Here is a 16,503-nt window from a genome sequence, read left to right as displayed (position 1 = left end):
GATTTGTAAAATGGAGAAAAGGAGTGAATTCGATTGATTACTAATTTGCAAAGCACATTAAAGCTTCATACCGGTGTGGAAATACCTTATGTGGGACTCGGGGTCTACCAAATGAAAGACCGCGATGAAGCAGTAAGTGCGATCAAAACAGCGATAGATCTGGGTTACAGATCTATTGATACCGCTTCTGTTTATAAAAATGAAGAAAGTGTCGGCCATGCGGTGCGTGAGTCTGGTGTCCACCGAAAAGACCTATTCATTACATCTAAAGTCTGGAATAAGGAGCAGGGGTTTGATTCCACTCTCAGGGCATTTGAAAACAGCTTGGAACGATTGGGTATGGATTATCTCGATCTTTACTTGGTTCATTGGCCAGTTGAAGGAAAGTACAATGAAACTTGGAAAGCCCTTGAAAGACTGTACGACGAAGGTATGGTCAAAGCAATCGGCGTAAGTAACTTCCAGCAGCATCATTTAGAAGATTTAATGAAGGGGGCCAGCGAAAAGCCGGTTATCAATCAGGTTGAACTTCATCCAAGGTTGAGTCAGGAACCCCTGAGGGAATATTGTCAAGAAAATGCAATAGCTGTTGAAGCTTGGTCTCCGATTGCCAGAGGGAACTTGCTTGATGAGCCCACGCTGAATCACATTGCCGGCAAATACAACAAGACGGCAGCCCAGATCATCCTGCGCTGGCATTTGCAAAATGGGACTGTTATTATCCCAAAATCCGTGAACCCTGGCAGAATCAAAGAAAACAGCGAAATCTTTGATTTTAATCTTTCGCTTGAAGACGTCACCCAGATCAACGGATTGAACATGAACGAAAGATTCGGTCCGGACCCTGACAACTTCGACTTCTGATACTTCACCAAGTTAACGCACTGGGGGACAGTCCCTCGGTGCGTTAATGAGTTAAGAAATACATTTCATATTTGACAGACAGGTGGAAAAGAAGATACAATTATCTCGAATCAAAGATAAATATTTTCGAAATACATGAAATCAAAATGTTTAAAAGCTCTTGCACAGGGAATTGTATGAAGTGGCGACAATGTCTAGAACAGGAGTTTTGTGGAAAGAATTTAACCTGTTAAAGGTTAAAATATATTAAAAGAGGAGAGGTTTTTACATGGCTAATATTGCAGTTATTTACTACAGTTCTACAGGAACAAATTATCAACTTGCACAATGGGCTGAATCAGCGGCGAAGGAAGCGGGCGCAGAAGTTAAATTGCTGAGAATCGAGGAAATTGCACCTCAAGCAGCTATTTCTTCTAATCCTGCATGGGAACAACACCTTGAGAATACAAAGGATGTACCAGTAGCTTCTACGGATGATCTTGAGTGGGCAGACGGCATCATCTTCAGCGTGCCGACTCGTTACGGAAACGTTCCAGGACAAGTAAAACAATTCCTTGATTCCACTGGCGGACTTTGGGCACAAGGAAAACTGGCAAACAAAGTTGTCAGCGGCATGTCTTCTGCTGCAAACGCACACGGCGGCCAAGAGCAGACCATTCTTGCCCTTTATACAACAATGATGCACTGGGGAGCAATCCTTGCTGCACCTGGATACACTGATCCATCATTGTTCGCTGCAGGCGGAAATCCTTATGGAACAAGCGTAACCGTGGACCAGGAAGGCAACATGGTTGAGGATGTAGAAGCAGCTGTCAAGCACCAAGCTAAGCGAACAGTTGCTGTAACGGAAGCTGTTAAAAACGGCTTAAAATAATTCAAGAGAGGCAGGTATCCATTGCGGATGCCTGTTTTTTTTATAAATACTCCAGTTCCCAGTTCCAACAAATGAAGCTTCATGGCTTTTGAGAAGTGTAACTTTGAGTCAGGTACCCATGGAAGATACCTGACTTATTGTTAGTTGAACAGGGCCGGAAAAATAGGGGGATCGTCTAAAAAGGGTGCTTCAAAAAACATCCTCTCTTCGGTCAAGGGATGTGGCAGTTCGATATACTTAGCATGAAGGGCCTGCCTGCTCACGACTGGTTTTCCTCCATATAAAGTATCTCCTGCAAGCGGATATCCCATGGAACTCAGATGAACTCTGATCTGGTGGGTCCTTCCGGTATCCAATACCAACTGGACCAAGCTGAGGTTCCTCGCTTTATTTTGTTCCAGCAGTTCAAAATGGGTTGCTGCCGGCTGTCCGGAAGGTGAGACCCTCCTGCGTGTATTATGGTGCCTGTCGCGCCCGATCGCTTTATTGATGGTGCCTTTCTTTTGCTTGATTAAGCCATGCACAGCTGCCCAGTAAGTCCTTTTGATGTTTCTTTCAGCGAGCATCCTGTCCAGTATTCCTTTCACCAACGCATGCTTTGCAAATATGACGGCTCCGGTAGTATCCCGGTCAAGACGATGGATATGCTGGACTTCAACTTTTTCCCCTTTTTGCTGTAAATGCCATGCAGCCGCATTAGCAAGCGTATCTTTTTCAGCTGCCGGGTTATTAGGATGGGTATTGATTCCGGCCGGCTTGTTGATGATCATCAAATGGTCATCTTCATAAAGAATATTGATGGGGATCTCCGCAGGAATCACCCCATAATCTTTTTCAGCTAATGTGAATTCCAACCTATCTCCCGCTTTTAATGGACTTGTCCAGTTAATCGGAGACCCGTCAATACTGACAGCTTTATCCATTCGCAGTTGATGAACCGTCTTTTTCGGAGCCTGCCAAATTTCCCGCATTAAGGCTTCGGCTGTAACATTATCCCATTTTGCCGGAATGGAAATTATAAAACCAGGACCTTCTTCAGGTGATTTCATCAAAAAACTCCTTTTTTATTGTATTTACTCCCTTTTTATAGGTAATTATATCTATTATTCGATTGGTACCGATGTCACCATGGCTATAATTACCACCCAGAAAGAACTATAATTATGGTATTCTTAGAATAACTATTACATAGAGATGACAATCGTTACAAAGGTGGGTTAGAAGTGAAAATCCTATTAGCTTCCACAGAGGAACAGGAAGATACTATTCAAGAACTGATAAAGTACATTTATTGTACTATTTTCCCTCGTTATTTTACAGATGATGAAATTGAAGAATTTGAAAACCTGGAAGTATTGCATACTGACACGGAGCACACAAACTACAATGGTACTCTAAAAGAAGCTTTTCAAGTAATCTCCAGTCTTCAAACGCTGATCTCTTTAATAGAGGCAGATACAACAGAATCTGATTACGAAGAAATGTATGAGCATAACTTATGCATCCTGAAAAGCTTCAATCTATTTTTCCCATTCGAGCTTGACCATTTCCGCAAAAGCTTCGACTGCCAAGACAAACTCAGCCTCTACGCCAGACCGGCAAACCAGCTGCTAGTTTAAAAAATATTTTCCTATCTATGAATAAAAATAGCAGGAGAGAGCATACTTATTACTAATCAAAAAGAGATCATCACCAATCTCTTTATTGATTCATCTTGTAATTCTCCTCTATATTCTGCTGCGTGCAGGATGATTAACCACTGAGTGTTTAGGCGCTTGGTGGTTTTTGTTTTGTTTGGGGAGATGAGTGTGAATTAGATAGAACAAGATGAGACTTCGGAAAAATACAGAATACTAAACCGTAAAAATTCGAATAGTAGTGTGATTAAGAGATAAACACAGTATTATAAACGGATACAAGCGGTACAGTAGTGTGATTAAGAGACAAACACAGTATTATAAACAGATACAAGCGGTACAGTAGTGTGATTAAGAGACAAACACAGTATTATAAACGGATACAAGCGGTACAGTAGTGTGATTAAGAGATAAACACAGTATTATAAACAGATACAAGCGGTACAGTAGTGTGATTAAGAGATAAACACAGTATTATAAAACAGATACAAGCGGTACAGTAGTGTGATTAAGAGACAAACACAGTATTATAAACGGATACAAGAGGTACAGTAGTGGGATTAAAGTATAAACACACTAATATAAACGACAAACGCTTTATAATAGTGTGTTTAAGATAGAATTATGCTGTGAATCCAGAAAAAAGTTCTTAAATATGACACTTAAGGAAGGAATATCTCTTTTCTAACATAATGAGAACTTCTTCCTGTCTTGATTAGATTAAAATTACTTTTAAGAATTCTTTGCAAAGTTATAGGACTCTTAACTATTGAACACCAGTCTATTGCTTGAGAGATCGTAATCTTCCTATCAGGAAATAGCAACTTAAACTCTTCCAAGCTCCTCAGAACTGCTGAGTGGGCACTTTCGCGTCCTCCACATTGATTACATGTTAATGTTGAACGTACATAATGAACATAAAATTCTCCACATCTAGGACAAATAATCCCTTTTCTCAACTCATCATAACGGTATTCAGGCAGCTGTGCATATGGGTTTTTAGCCGTAGTCTTGGAAATCAATTTTTGAGCAAGTTCAGTCTGGGGCCTTTTTATAAAAGAGGGATTTTGTTTCAGGTTTTTGATAAAACGATCTTGCTGAGTTGGATAAATGATCGGGAGGTCCTTTGGGGCGTTATAGAGATGGAAGCGGGGATTTACAAAGACGGCGAACGATTTAATGGGAAGGTTGTAACCTAGTCCCTGTAATATTGTACGAAACACAGGTTCATTTCTTTTCAGCTGAAGAATGGGATTTTTTACATCAGAGCCATCGGTCCTGTAAAAGTTATCTCCTTCTAAAATGTGGTCGCCTTCAAAATTTTTGACCTCAAATAAATAGATTAACTTAGAAGTCAGAAGAATGGTATCAATTTGAACATAAGTGGTGTTAGGCATATACTGCATATCGGGTAATAAGATTCGATTATCGAGGACAGGCTCGAGCCAATCATCGAATCGTTTCTCTCCAATAAACCCTTTATCCAAACCAGCATAGTAGTGTTTCTCTTTTGTACTTAAATTTTTTCTGGAATTAAGAGATTTATATATCCTTAATTCATCTGATTCCTTACGTTCTTTTATCATCAATAAACATCACTCCTTTTCTAAATTTTACCACAAAAAAACAGCCCTCACTACGAGGACTGTTTTTATCTTACTTCACATTTTCATTGAAAAATTGCTCGAACGCTTCTGCTGATTGAGAGCTGACGATTCGCGCTGTTTCTTTTCCATCTTCGTAATGGACGATGGTCGGTGTTGCTTCAATATTGTAGTCATTCCAACCCTGTTCGAATTCAAGAATATTGTACTTCACTAAGTCAATTCCCATGTCCTCAGCCAGTGGCGCTAAAATTGGTGTTGTGGCTAAACAATGAGAGCATTCAGGGCTGAAGAAGTAGACCGTGACATCCTCTCCGTTTTCCAGCTTCGTTTCAAGCTCATCCGGCATGATCAAGTTTTGATAATTGGGATCATCAAGCAGGTCGATAGTTGAAGCTCGAAGATTTTCTTTATCGTACGGATTTCCTTCCGCTGCTTGGTCTTGCTGCATCTTTGTCACGACAGCGATCGCCGCAAAGATACCGATAATGGCAACTAAAAAGATAATGACTTTTTTCATATTAATTCTCCCTTGCTGTTTTTAATAGTAAGAAACTGCATACGAAAATGATGATGAAAGCTGTTAATGCTAGAAGCGGGATGGTGATGAACCCCAACCAGTTGATATATTCACCCGTACATGGAACGCGTCCACAGGAAGGTGCTGAGTTATTTAGAAAATCTACTTTTTGCAAAGAATAATGATAAAGAGATGTTAGTACGCCTATACCTGATATAACCAGAGTATAAATGGCGATCGAAGCATCTTTTTTTACTGCTGCAATACCGAGAATCACAGCCATCGGATACATCATGATTCGCTGATACCAGCACAGAACGCAAGGCTCGTACTGCTTGATTTCAGAGAAAAACAGGCTTCCAAGCATGGCAATCAATGCTGCCGCAAATCCTATGAATAACAGGTTTTCAATTTTTTTCTCCATAATTGTTTCCTTTCCTCTAGTACTAACTCAGATTATATTATGTACCGTTAAATAAAGTAAAACCTCCAGCACTAATTTTATCATAAAAATAAGCAGGGAGGACATAGGTCTGACACATACGGCGCAAAACAGGAGCTTTGTCCCGTTTAGTATCTGACTTTCCTTTCTTGAGTGAAAAAAAAAAACTATATACTGGAGATATAATAAGGGAGGCGGACGTATGAATGGAAAGAAAAAAATAGTAATACATGAGGAAATGGATGTAAGTGAGATAATGTTGTCATATCTTCGAGCGGGATACACCCATGATGAAATAGCGCAGGATATAGATAGACAACTGGGTCATGTATGGGAAAGAGTGCAAAGAGAAACTGCGGAAAGAATCAAGAAGCTGGAGCAATTAGAACAAGAAAAAAACAGTTGATACTTGAAATGAAGTGAATAAAACAACCTATGAACGCTCTCTTTACGGGGGCTTTTTTTGTAAGAAAGGTAGGCGGGTTCAGCCATGAAAAAAACTCTCGTAATCAGCGGCACTGGTATGCTTGGAGGAGTGGTTGAGTATCTGGTGAAAAAAGGTGGCCAGGTAACGGTGCTGGCGAGGTCAAAAGATAAATTCTATAGAATGCTTGAACGGCAGCAGCTTTCACAGGAAGCTGTATCTTTCATTTCGGCAGATTATTTTAACAAGGGCGCATTGATACAAGTCTTGAATGAGCATATTAAAAGGAATGGATCTTTTGATCAGGCTGTGATTTGGATGAGAAGTAATGCGGCAGAATCATTCGATGCTATAGTGGGAATTTTGAGTAACCAACGAAATGGTATAGAAGTTTTCAGGGTGAATGGAAGTTCTGCCTCAAGGAGTTCTCTGCCGTCAAACCAATATCAATCATTAAACATGCATCATATCATTTTAGGGTTTAAAATAGAAAATGGAGAATCCAGATGGCTGACTGACTCAGAAATTTCCGAAGGGGTCGTTTCAGCATTGAGAACCAGGGTTCCCGTTTCAATTACAGGAGTCACAGAGCCTTGGGAGGAGCGGCCGGGATATTAGTTTGAATCCCGCAGCTTGCAGGGTAAAACGTAAAGATGAGTGCAAAAGGAGTGTTACTATAAATGTCAGAAAAACTGGATTTATCTCAGTTTGAGAAGAAAATGATTATTAGGCAGATGGAACATAAGGATATTAACAATATCATTAAAATGCAGAGCCATTGTTTCCCTGGGATGGAGCCGTGGAAACCCGAGCACATCGAGAGCCATCTTGAAGTGTTTCCGGAGGGACAGCTGGTCGCTGAACTTGAAGGTGAAATTATCGGTTCCTGTTCAAGTCTGATCATCAACTTTGATGAGTATGATGACCGCCATTCCTGGGATGATGTAACGGACAGCGGGTATATCACGAACCATAATCCCGATGGTTACAATCTTTATGGAATCGAAGTCATGGTTCATCCGGAATATCGCAGGATGAAAGTCGGACACAGATTGTATGAAGCAAGGAAAGATCTTGCCCGCCAGCTGAATTTGAAAAGTATCATCATTGGAGGCAGGATCCCGAACTACCATAAACATGCGGATGAAATGTCACCAAGGGAATATGTAGATGCTGTATCCAGGCATAAGATCTATGACCCTGTTTTGTCATTCCAGTTGATGAATGCTTTTACCTTGATGAGGATCAATCCAAATTACTTGCCTGATGACACGAAATCGCAGAAGTATGCGACTCTGATGGAGTGGAATAACGTCGATTACCGTCCATCAAGCAAAAGGCATTTTAAGACAAGCTATCCGGTCCGGATTTGTGTCGTTCAATACATGATGAGAAAAATTACTTCATTTGAAGAATTCGCGAACCAGGTTGAATACTTCACAGATGTGGCATCAGACGCAAAATCCGACTTCGTTGTGTTCCCGGAAATTTTCACATCACAGCTGATGTCCTTCCTTGATGAGAAATCACCCAGCTTGGCTATCCGCAAGCTGACTGATTTTACAGAGGATTACATTGAAGTATTTACTGATCTTGCTGTCCGTTATAACGTCAATATCATCGGCGGCTCACATTTCGTCAAAGAAGAAGATGATGAGATCTATAATATCGCTTATTTATTCCGCCGTGATGGTACGATTGAAAAGCAATATAAAATCCACATCACGCCGAATGAACGCAAATGGTGGGGAATCAGCCCGGGAGACCGTGTCAAAGTATTCGATACTGACTGCGGACGCATCGCAATCCAGATTTGTTATGATATCGAATTCCCTGAATTGGCGAGGATTGCGACGGACAGAGGTGCAAAAATTATCTTCACTCCTTTCTGTACGGAAGACCGCCAAGGCTACTTGAGAGTCCGTTACTGTGCTCAGGCACGGGCTGTCGAGAATCAGATCTATACAGTCATTTCAGGTACAGTCGGCAACCTGCCGCAAACTGAAAATATGGACATTCAATACGCGCAGTCAGCGATTTTCGCTCCATCGGATTTCGAGTTTGCCCGTGATGGCATTGTGGGTGAAACCAACCCTAATATCGAAATGGTGATGATCGGGGATGTGGACCTTGAAGTCCTAAGGCGCCAGCGCCAATCTGGTACTGTAAGGCAGCTGAAAGACCGCCGTCATGACGTGTATGAAGTGAAATATAAGAGATAACCTGCGGAGGCCGCTTTTTAGCGGTCTTTTTTGCTATGACAAGTTCTGATCTCCTGAAGGGATGCTTACAGCTTGGAATCAGAGAAGACCAAAAATCAGTGCACTCGGAATCCTAATTAAATGGAACCAAATCCCAAAACAACTTGTCACTGGATATCTCTGTGATAATATAGAAGTGATGAAAAGGTTGTCATAAAAAGGCGGATTCTTTTAAAAGGAATATTGCAATCCACCCAGAAATACATATACTAAGTCATCAATAGGAGGAGATTAACTTGAATTGGAAATCAGCTTGGCAAAAGTGGGATTCATATACTGAACTTGACAACGAAATGAGGGGCCTTCTTACTGAAATGAAGGATAATGAAAAAAGCTTGGAAGATGCTTTTTATAAAAATCTCGAATTTGGAACTGGCGGAATGCGCGGTGAGATCGGCGCAGGCATCAACCGCATGAACATCTATACTGTCCGCAAAGCGTCCGAAGGCTTGGCACAATACATAATTTCTCATGGAGAGGAAGCGAAAAAGCGTGGAGTGGCGATCGCATACGATTCGCGCCATAAGTCCCCGGAATTTGCCATGGAAGCGGCAAAAACGCTGGCAACAAACGGAATTCAAACCTATGTTTTCGATGAGCTGAAACCGACACCGGAACTGTCTTTTGCAGTTAGATACCTTAAAGCTTTTTCGGGAATTGTTGTAACGGCCAGCCATAATCCTCCTGAATATAACGGATATAAGGTATATGGTGAAGATGGGGCTCAGCTGCCTCCAAAAGAAGCCGATGAAGTAATCGCAAAAGTGAATGAAGTGGAAAACGAACTTCAAATTTCGGTAAAATCAGAGGAAGAGCTTAAGGAGCAGGGCCTTATCAAAATAATCGGTGAAGACATCGACCGTTCTTACCTGGAACACCTCCTTTCCATTTCTGAAAAACCGCAAATTGCGAAAGAAGTCGACTTAAGCATTGTGTTTTCTCCATTACATGGAACTGCTCTGAAGATGGTGGAAAAAGGCTTGGATGCCTTAGGGTATTCCAATGTCCACATCGTAAAAGAACAATCGCTGCCGGATCCGGAATTCTCTACAGTGAAATCTCCTAATCCTGAAGATAAAGCAGCGTTTGAACTTGCGATCCGAGATGGGAAAGAGCAGAATGCGGATATCCTCATTGCGACAGACCCTGACGCTGACCGCCTGGGTGTCGCGGTGAAAGATCAGAATGGTGAGTACATTCTTTTAACAGGCAATCAGACAGGTGCCGTCCTGATTGATTATATCCTAGGGAGAAAAAAGGAAAAAGGCATGATCCCTGCAAACGGCCGAGTGTTTAAGACAATTGTTACTTCCGAGTTAGGAAGAAAGGTTGCTGAATCCTACGGTGCTTCTGTAGAAGATGTCCTGACGGGCTTTAAATTCATTGGTGAAAAAATTAAAAACTATGAAGAATCCGGTGAATATCAGTTCCTGTTCGGTTATGAAGAAAGCTACGGATACCTGATCGGCGATTTTGCGCGTGATAAGGACGCGGTTCAGGCAGTGCTGATGGCAGCAGAGGCGGCGGCCTATTTCAAACAACAAGGAAAAACCTTGTATGACGCCCTGTTAGATCTTTATGAGCGTTTCGGTTACTATCAGGAAGGCCTTGAGTCTCTTACACTTAAAGGAAAAGAAGGTGCTGAACAGATTCAGTCAATTCTGTCGACCTTTAGGGAAGAGCCGTTAAAGGAAATCCGGGGACTGGCTGTTGCCAAAAGTGAAGATTATAAAACCAGACTGAGCACGACTTTCACAAATGGAATGGAAGAAACCATTTTATTGCCGAAGTCCAATGTCATCAAGTATTTCCTTGAAGACGGGTCTTGGATATGCCTTCGTCCTTCAGGGACAGAGCCGAAGATTAAATTCTACTTCAGTGTTGTTGGAAAATCACTGGATGAAAGCCAGGCTAAGTTAGAAGGATTGAAACAGGCACTGATGGAAAAAATAGATTCTATGGTTAACTCATTTGCAGGATAGGCTTAATGCCTTCCTGTTTTTTTTTCTGGGAACATGGAAAAAATGTAAATGATTAAGAATCAAGCGGCACTTGTCACGGGCGCATCAAGGGGAATTGGTGAAGAAGTTGCCTGCAGTTATTAAAGAACTCAGTGAGCGTTACAATCGTCGGCAGTTCTGCTCAGATCCATAAAACAGGTGAGCGATTAAAGAAAGAGGGATTTGATAAACTGCATTCCATTCAAGCGGATGTAAGTAATGAAAAAGATGTAGTGAAAGCTGTTGAAGAAACAGTCAGACAGTTTGGGAAAATTGATATCCTGGTCAATAACGCAGGGATTGGATTTTTTAAACCGACAGAAGAAGTGACAGCCGATGAGTGGCGAAAGCTTTTTGATGTGAATGTTCATGGCGTTTTTCACTGCTCTAAAGCGGTACTTCCCTATATGAAAGAACAGAAATTCGGTACGATCATCACTATTTCATCCGATGTTGCACGCTATACGATTCCAAACGGATCTGCCTATGTCGCCAGCAAGTATGCCGTTCAAGGTTTTTGCGGATCATTGGCACAAGAGGTAAGAGAACACGGAGTTCGCGTAGGGACTGTCAATCCTGGAATGGTGGATACCTATTTTGCCGAGTCAAAAAAAGGACTGCCTGAAAAAGAAGACTGGCTTAAGGTAGAAGATATCGCCAGTGCAGTTGTCTACATGGCTGCTGCACCAAAACATATGATGATTGATGAAATGAAAATTCACCCGTTTGCACAAAACTATCCGATCAGTTAATTTGATCAAGCGTACCAGGCTGCCGATTTATCGCCTGGTACATTTTTTAATTAGATGATGATGTTGGTATTCAGGTTTAACAGGGGAATATCTTATTCGTTAATAAACTGCATTGGTTCTGATGCTACTTCTGTTATTAGTGAATAGGTGTTCTGGACCCATTTTTAGAAGCAAATCCGTTTCTTCTTTCTAGGACTTTATGATTCAGTTAAGTATAGAAACAACGGTTGATTGGAGCGGAAGGTGTGCGACCTCCTGCGGGATTAGCGGGACAGGTGAGACCCCGCAGGCGAAGCCGAGGAGGCTCACCGCCCGCCCCGCGGAGTCGCGCACCTGGAGCGGAAATCATGCAACACTATCTACATAGGTTTATAAAAACAATATTACTCTTTAACTAAGCCTTAATAAATAAAGGAAAAACACTCAGGATTAGTCGAAATACTTAATAATGCCTAAATCTACAGCCAAAGTCGTATATAATTTCATACATAAAGCCATATCAACAGGCTTGGCCTGCCTATATACTATCAAGAGATAAGGAGGTTGACCTCTTGGATAATTTTGAAGACCGCCATAATTCCAATATACATTTATTAAAAGAAATCGCTGAGCTTCTGAATGAAGAAACGGAGCTGAAGCAGATGCTGTCATGTGCACTTCAGGTTCTGTTAAATGGGACCGATTTTACGACTGGATGGATCTTTTTCATCGATGAAAGCGGAGGACACACTCTTGAAGCATTTCATAAATTGCCTTCATCGCTTTCGGCAGACGGCTGCCAATTAATGAAGAATGGCAGCTGCTGGTGTGTAAACAGATTCCGCGGGGGAAAGTTGACCAAAGCGTCAAACATCATTGAATGCCAGCGCATCGAAAAGGCGAATGCCGAAAACAGGGGGGATACCGGGGATATTGTTTATCATGCTACGGTACCTCTTCAGTCCGGAAGTGAATCATTTGGTCTGCTGAATGTGGCAGCGCCTGGAAAAACTCATTTTCACGATCATGAACTTGCCTTATTAGAATCGGTGGCATTTCAAATAGGTTCGGCAATAAAGCGGATAACATTAACTAAAAAAGAGCAGGAAATGGCATTGATACAGGAGAGAAACAGGCTTGCGAGAGATTTGCATGACTCGGTCAACCAGCTGTTGTTTTCGTTGACGTTGACTGCCCGGGGCGGAGCAATGTTAAGTGAGGATAAGGATGTTAAAGAGACTTTTTCGACCATTCAAAGCCTTGCCCAGGAAGCTTTAACTGAAATGCGAGCCTTGATTTGGCAGTTGAGGCCCCACGGACTTGAGAATGGCTTAAGCGACGCAGTCAAAGGGTACGGGGAAATGATTGGAATGGATATTAACGTTACGATAGACGGGGTTGTGGCTCTTCCTTCAAAAATAGAGGAAGCCTTGTGGAGAATTGGACAGGAAGCGATCAACAATGCGAAGAAACATTCAGGTGCAGATTCAATGGATTTTATTCTTAAGACTTCAAGCAAAATGGTGGAGCTTTCTTTAGCAGACAAAGGCACCGGCTTCCAGTACAGTCCTTCGCAGCGTATTCCATCCGTAGGTATTGAGGGAATGAAGGAAAGGGTTAGAAATCTGGGTGGGTGTTTCGATCTGAAAAGTAGCCCGGGGGAAGGGACAGAAATAAATGTGGAGATTCCATATTAGAAGTGGGGAACATATATGACAATCAAAGTATTGATAGCGGATGACCATCATGTTGTCCGAAGAGGGTTGGTTTTCTTTTTAAAAACACAAAAAGATATCGAGATCATCGGAGAAGCGAAAAACGGAAAAGAAGCGGTTGAATTGGCCGGGGAACTGCAGCCGGATATGATTCTGATGGATCTTGTCATGCCGGAAATGGACGGAATCCAGGCAACGAGGCTTATCAAAAAATCTTACCCGGAAATAGAGATCATGATGCTTACAAGTTTCTCCGATCAAGATCATGTGATTCCGGCCATTGAAGCCGGTGCTGCCGGATACCAGCTTAAGGACATTGAGCCGGATGAACTGGTCGATTCGATCCGCAAACTCTTCAGGGGAGAAAATTCACTCCATCCCAAAGCGACAAACCATCTGTTGAAGAGGGTCTCAAGAAACAATCGGCCGCCTCATCAGATACACCAGCTCACCAACAGGGAAAAAGATGTATTATCAGAGCTGGCGAAAGGAAAAAGCAATAAAGAAATCGCCTCCAGCTTATTTATAACCGAGAAAACAGTTAAAACGCACATATCCAATATCTTTACGAAGTTAGAAGTGTCGGACCGCACACAAGCAGCCTTGTATGCAGTCAAGCATGGACTCTCCAAGGAATGATTTACCCTGCATTTTCAGGGGAGTTATTCCTCTTTTAAAAATGAGAAAAGGATACACTCAATGAACGTTACTCTCTCATAGTCAATTGATTCAGTTTTCGTCAGTACCCCCAAATGCAATGCAATACCCATCAATATCTTTTACGGCAAACTCTTTCCAAGGCCCATTGTTTTCATCAACCCAAGGCTCAATGGCAACTTCTACGCCATTATTATTGAATTCACGATAAAGTTCATCAAGTGCGGCCCAGTTTTCAATATAACAATACATATCAAGAGCTTTTGCAGACCCTTTAGCCGGTTTATTAGGCTGAACATCTTCGATAGACTGGGCTTGCAAATGCTTCAGTGCCAAGCCTTCAAATCCATCCCGTATCACCCACCATTCTGTTGCTTCGCAGCCCAGTTTTTCCTGATAAAACTGTTTTGACCTTTCTAAATCAGAAAGGAGAAGTACTTTTAAGGAACTATGTATTTGCTTCATTATAATCCTCCTTTGCCTTCTATATTAGAAAAAACTGCTGGAAGTCCTTTTTCAAAAAGTTTGCAAATATAAAACGGGCTGAACGAATCAGCCCGTCAGGATTGGTGGAATCCTTCTATTCATTAGATTTTCATTATATGCTCTTCCATTGGCTCTAATTGACTGGCAGTCAGGTTTGCATGTTCGATATATCTGAGAAGGGTATACATATTTGTTTCAATGTTCGAGTAATCACGGGAAAAATGGTAAGCGTGAAGGAAATGTTCGATCCTTTTCGCTAATAGGTCATCTTTTGTCCGAACCATAAGAATGAGCAGGTTATCCCATTCGCTTCGGTGTGTATAGTACAAAGCTCTGTCATAATCAACTTTGTTCAATTGAATCCCTCCTTCTGAAGGGTTAATACTAGTTTGGTCTCATTTCAGCATAATTTCCGCAGTAAAAGTTGGTTGTCCTGTATTGCTGGGCTTTCCTTCTATTGGATGAATAGTTATCAGAATAAAACTGCATATTATATATGAAATTATATGCAGAGGTGAAATAAAGATGAGAAAATGGATTATTATTTTTGCTGCCTCCCTATTCCTGGTCGGCGGGCATGAGTCGATGGCTCAGAAACCGGATTATGAAAAGTTCGGAAGGATTGCGACATCAGTGGTCAAGGAAGATTACACGGGAGACAAGCTCCAGGATTATAAGTATGAAGGACGCAAAACCCTTTCAGACGGAAACGTGCAGGATTCCTTTACTTTCGATGTAGTGAAAGATGGCAAGGAAGTGAACGTTCAAGTACTTGTCGTTCATAATCCTGAAAAACCTAATGAGTTGAACATTTCGGTTGATGAACTGGAATAGGAAAGATCAAGGGTCAAGGCTTGCTTCTCTTTTGGAGCAAGCTTTTTTCTCTTAGGAATGTTTGCCTGTCGGTGCTAAACTGGGCGCTTGCGCTTTTTTATTGGCAATACAGTTTGTTTGATACTATACTGATTATGTATTTATTTTACATATAACTGAGAGGAGCCTGTCCCTTGTGATATTCATTCTTTTCCCCAATCAACTGAATAGAACGTTAAGGAGGAAGAATGATGAAAACAAAAGCATTTCGTTACTTGTGGGCAGGCCAGGCATTAGCTAACGGAGGAGATGTTTTCTTTATTGTTGCCCTGATTGCGGCAATTTTCGAGAAAACACAATCGCCTTTTTTTGTAAGTATCGTTCCGGTGGTTGTTACTTTTTCACGTTTTGTAAGCAGTGTTATGGCACCATTAGTGTTAGACCGGTTTCATCTCAAGAATCTCTTGTTTTACTCTCAACTGGTGAAAACCATTCTGCTTGGAATCATGTCCTTATTGTTACTTGCTGATGCAGGGAGCATGTTCCTGCTTTTTGTTTTGGCAGGCTGTGTAGCTTTTTTGGATGGAGTTGCTTTGCCGGCACGGAACGCGTTTGTTCCTTCAATTGTCAGGAGAGAGGATTTGATGGGAGCAAACGGGTTTTTATCCACTATCGATCAGGGTGTTCAGTTCGGCTCTTGGGCTTTGGGTGGAGTAATTGTAGCCATAGCTGGGGATGAGTGGACGATGGCTTTGACAGCGTTATTGTTTCTTGCAAGCAGTGTGATGATGTACAGTTTGCCGGTGAATGGAGACAATATCCCGCTTAATCAAAACAAAGATATGAAGCTGGCGGTGAAACTGGCAGAAGGTTGGACGGATGTCTTGCGAAACTCAACACTAAAAAATATTTTTCTTGTTTATGCAATAGAAGCGGCTGCAAGTGTGGTTTGGATTGCCGCCATTCTTTATGTCTATGTGCAAGAACAGCTTCTTCGGGGAGAGGAGTGGTGGGGCTTTATAAACAGCGCCTTTTTTATTGGACTGATTGCAGCCGGCATGCTGTTATTAAGGGTTCACAGACTTTTTTCAGGTCATATGTACAAGTGGCTTTTCATTGCGATTGTCAGCGGTTCCCTCGCAACCTTCTGCTTCGGCTGGAACAGCGGTGCATTGCTGGCGCTTATATTCTCTGTGATTTTCGGCTTCTTTGATGGAATAAAAGTCATTTTGCTGCAGACGATCGTTCAACAGAGTGTAAATCCCGAAAGGCTGGGAAAGGTTTTCGCAGCGCAGGGAGCCATGACGACATTGATTTTTGGGGTCTTTTCCTTGGTTGCAGGGTATGTCTCGGAGGAAATCGGAGTCCAGGCTGTTTTTACTGCTTCAGCCATTCTGTTGATTTTAGCCGTTCTGCCTGTAAGAAAGCTACAGGTCAAATATTCTGAACAGTAAGTTTTAGAAGAGTCTCTATTC

Annotated in this window: 17 protein-coding genes and 1 pseudogene; 12 read left to right on the top strand and 6 right to left on the bottom strand. The window is 41.9% G+C overall.

Features of this window, described 5'->3' with window-relative positions:
• Positions 1–36 precede the first annotated feature (36 nt).
• Positions 37–864 (top strand): aldo/keto reductase, encoded by an 828-nt coding sequence (locus M1E09_RS16865; protein ID WP_456275023.1) that lies wholly within the window; start codon positions 37–39, stop codon positions 862–864.
• Positions 865–1,132: 268 nt separating this feature from the next.
• Positions 1,133–1,738, top strand: a complete 606-nt coding sequence (gene wrbA / locus M1E09_RS16860; protein WP_456271999.1) for an NAD(P)H:quinone oxidoreductase — start codon at positions 1,133–1,135, stop codon at positions 1,736–1,738.
• Between the two features lie 140 nt (positions 1,739–1,878).
• Here the strand turns inward: wrbA and M1E09_RS16855 are convergent, their stop codons facing one another.
• A complete protein-coding gene (locus M1E09_RS16855) occupies positions 1,879–2,787 on the bottom strand; it encodes an RluA family pseudouridine synthase (RefSeq protein ID WP_456271998.1) in 909 nt (302 codons plus the stop codon).
• 174 nt (positions 2,788–2,961) lie between these two features.
• On the opposite strand from M1E09_RS16855, the gene M1E09_RS16850 reads away from it, so the two are divergent.
• Positions 2,962–3,357 (top strand): DUF5365 family protein, encoded by a 396-nt coding sequence (locus M1E09_RS16850; RefSeq protein WP_456271997.1) that lies wholly within the window; start codon positions 2,962–2,964, stop codon positions 3,355–3,357.
• Positions 3,358–4,037: 680 nt separating this feature from the next.
• Here the strand turns inward: M1E09_RS16850 and M1E09_RS16845 are convergent.
• The 3 genes from M1E09_RS16845 to M1E09_RS16835 form a co-directional block, all read right to left on the bottom strand.
• A complete protein-coding gene (locus tag M1E09_RS16845; protein ID WP_456275022.1) occupies positions 4,038–4,961 on the bottom strand; it encodes a nuclease-related domain-containing protein in 924 nt (307 codons plus the stop codon).
• 70 nt (positions 4,962–5,031) lie between these two features.
• Positions 5,032–5,499, bottom strand: coding sequence for a thioredoxin family protein (locus M1E09_RS16840; protein WP_456271996.1), 468 nt, complete (start codon positions 5,497–5,499; stop codon positions 5,032–5,034).
• Position 5,500: 1 nt separating this feature from the next.
• Complete coding sequence (locus M1E09_RS16835; RefSeq protein ID WP_456271995.1) at positions 5,501–5,923, bottom strand: disulfide oxidoreductase; 423 nt, start codon at positions 5,921–5,923, stop codon at positions 5,501–5,503.
• A gap of 220 nt (positions 5,924–6,143) precedes the next feature.
• Here M1E09_RS16835 and M1E09_RS16830 point away from each other — a divergent pair, with 220 nt between their 5' ends.
• The 7 genes and pseudogenes from M1E09_RS16830 (at position 6,144) to M1E09_RS16800 (ending at position 13,711) form a co-directional block, all read left to right on the top strand.
• Entirely contained in the window at positions 6,144–6,347 is a 204-nt protein-coding gene (locus M1E09_RS16830) for a hypothetical protein (protein ID WP_456271994.1), read from the top strand.
• An 84-nt stretch (positions 6,348–6,431) separates the two neighbouring features.
• Positions 6,432–6,983 (top strand): hypothetical protein, encoded by a 552-nt coding sequence (locus M1E09_RS16825; RefSeq protein WP_456271993.1) that lies wholly within the window; start codon positions 6,432–6,434, stop codon positions 6,981–6,983.
• Between the two features lie 62 nt (positions 6,984–7,045).
• Positions 7,046–8,587 (top strand): GNAT family N-acetyltransferase, encoded by a 1,542-nt coding sequence (locus M1E09_RS16820; RefSeq protein WP_456271992.1) that lies wholly within the window; start codon positions 7,046–7,048, stop codon positions 8,585–8,587.
• Between the two features lie 275 nt (positions 8,588–8,862).
• A complete protein-coding gene (locus M1E09_RS16815) occupies positions 8,863–10,608 on the top strand; it encodes a phospho-sugar mutase (protein ID WP_456271991.1) in 1,746 nt (581 codons plus the stop codon).
• A 48-nt stretch (positions 10,609–10,656) separates the two neighbouring features.
• Positions 10,657–11,378: pseudogene (locus M1E09_RS16810) on the top strand (SDR family oxidoreductase).
• Positions 11,379–11,929: 551 nt separating this feature from the next.
• Positions 11,930–13,054 (top strand): GAF domain-containing sensor histidine kinase, encoded by a 1,125-nt coding sequence (locus M1E09_RS16805; RefSeq protein ID WP_456271990.1) that lies wholly within the window; start codon positions 11,930–11,932, stop codon positions 13,052–13,054.
• Positions 13,055–13,069: 15 nt separating this feature from the next.
• Positions 13,070–13,711 carry a response regulator gene (locus M1E09_RS16800; RefSeq protein WP_456271989.1) on the top strand — a complete coding sequence of 214 codons (642 nt, stop codon included), beginning with the start codon at positions 13,070–13,072 and terminating at the stop codon, positions 13,709–13,711.
• A gap of 90 nt (positions 13,712–13,801) precedes the next feature.
• Here the strand turns inward: M1E09_RS16800 and M1E09_RS16795 are convergent, their stop codons facing one another.
• Positions 13,802–14,194 (bottom strand): VOC family protein, encoded by a 393-nt coding sequence (locus M1E09_RS16795; protein WP_456271988.1) that lies wholly within the window; start codon positions 14,192–14,194, stop codon positions 13,802–13,804.
• 122 nt (positions 14,195–14,316) lie between these two features.
• Positions 14,317–14,571, bottom strand: a complete 255-nt coding sequence (locus tag M1E09_RS16790) for a YhdB family protein (protein WP_456271987.1) — start codon at positions 14,569–14,571, stop codon at positions 14,317–14,319.
• Between the two features lie 169 nt (positions 14,572–14,740).
• Between M1E09_RS16790 and M1E09_RS16785 the strand changes: the two genes are divergently transcribed.
• Complete coding sequence (locus tag M1E09_RS16785) at positions 14,741–15,049, top strand: DUF3889 domain-containing protein (RefSeq protein ID WP_456271986.1); 309 nt, start codon at positions 14,741–14,743, stop codon at positions 15,047–15,049.
• 227 nt (positions 15,050–15,276) lie between these two features.
• Positions 15,277–16,482: an MFS transporter gene (locus M1E09_RS16780; protein ID WP_456271985.1), complete on the top strand. Its 1,206-nt coding sequence runs from the start codon at positions 15,277–15,279 to the stop codon at positions 16,480–16,482.
• The last annotated feature ends 21 nt before the right edge of the window (positions 16,483–16,503 follow it).

The organism is Bacillus sp. AK031 (genome assembly GCF_053903065.1).
The sequence above is the reverse complement of the archived record's forward strand: the minus strand, read 5'-3'. Positions and strand labels throughout refer to the sequence as shown.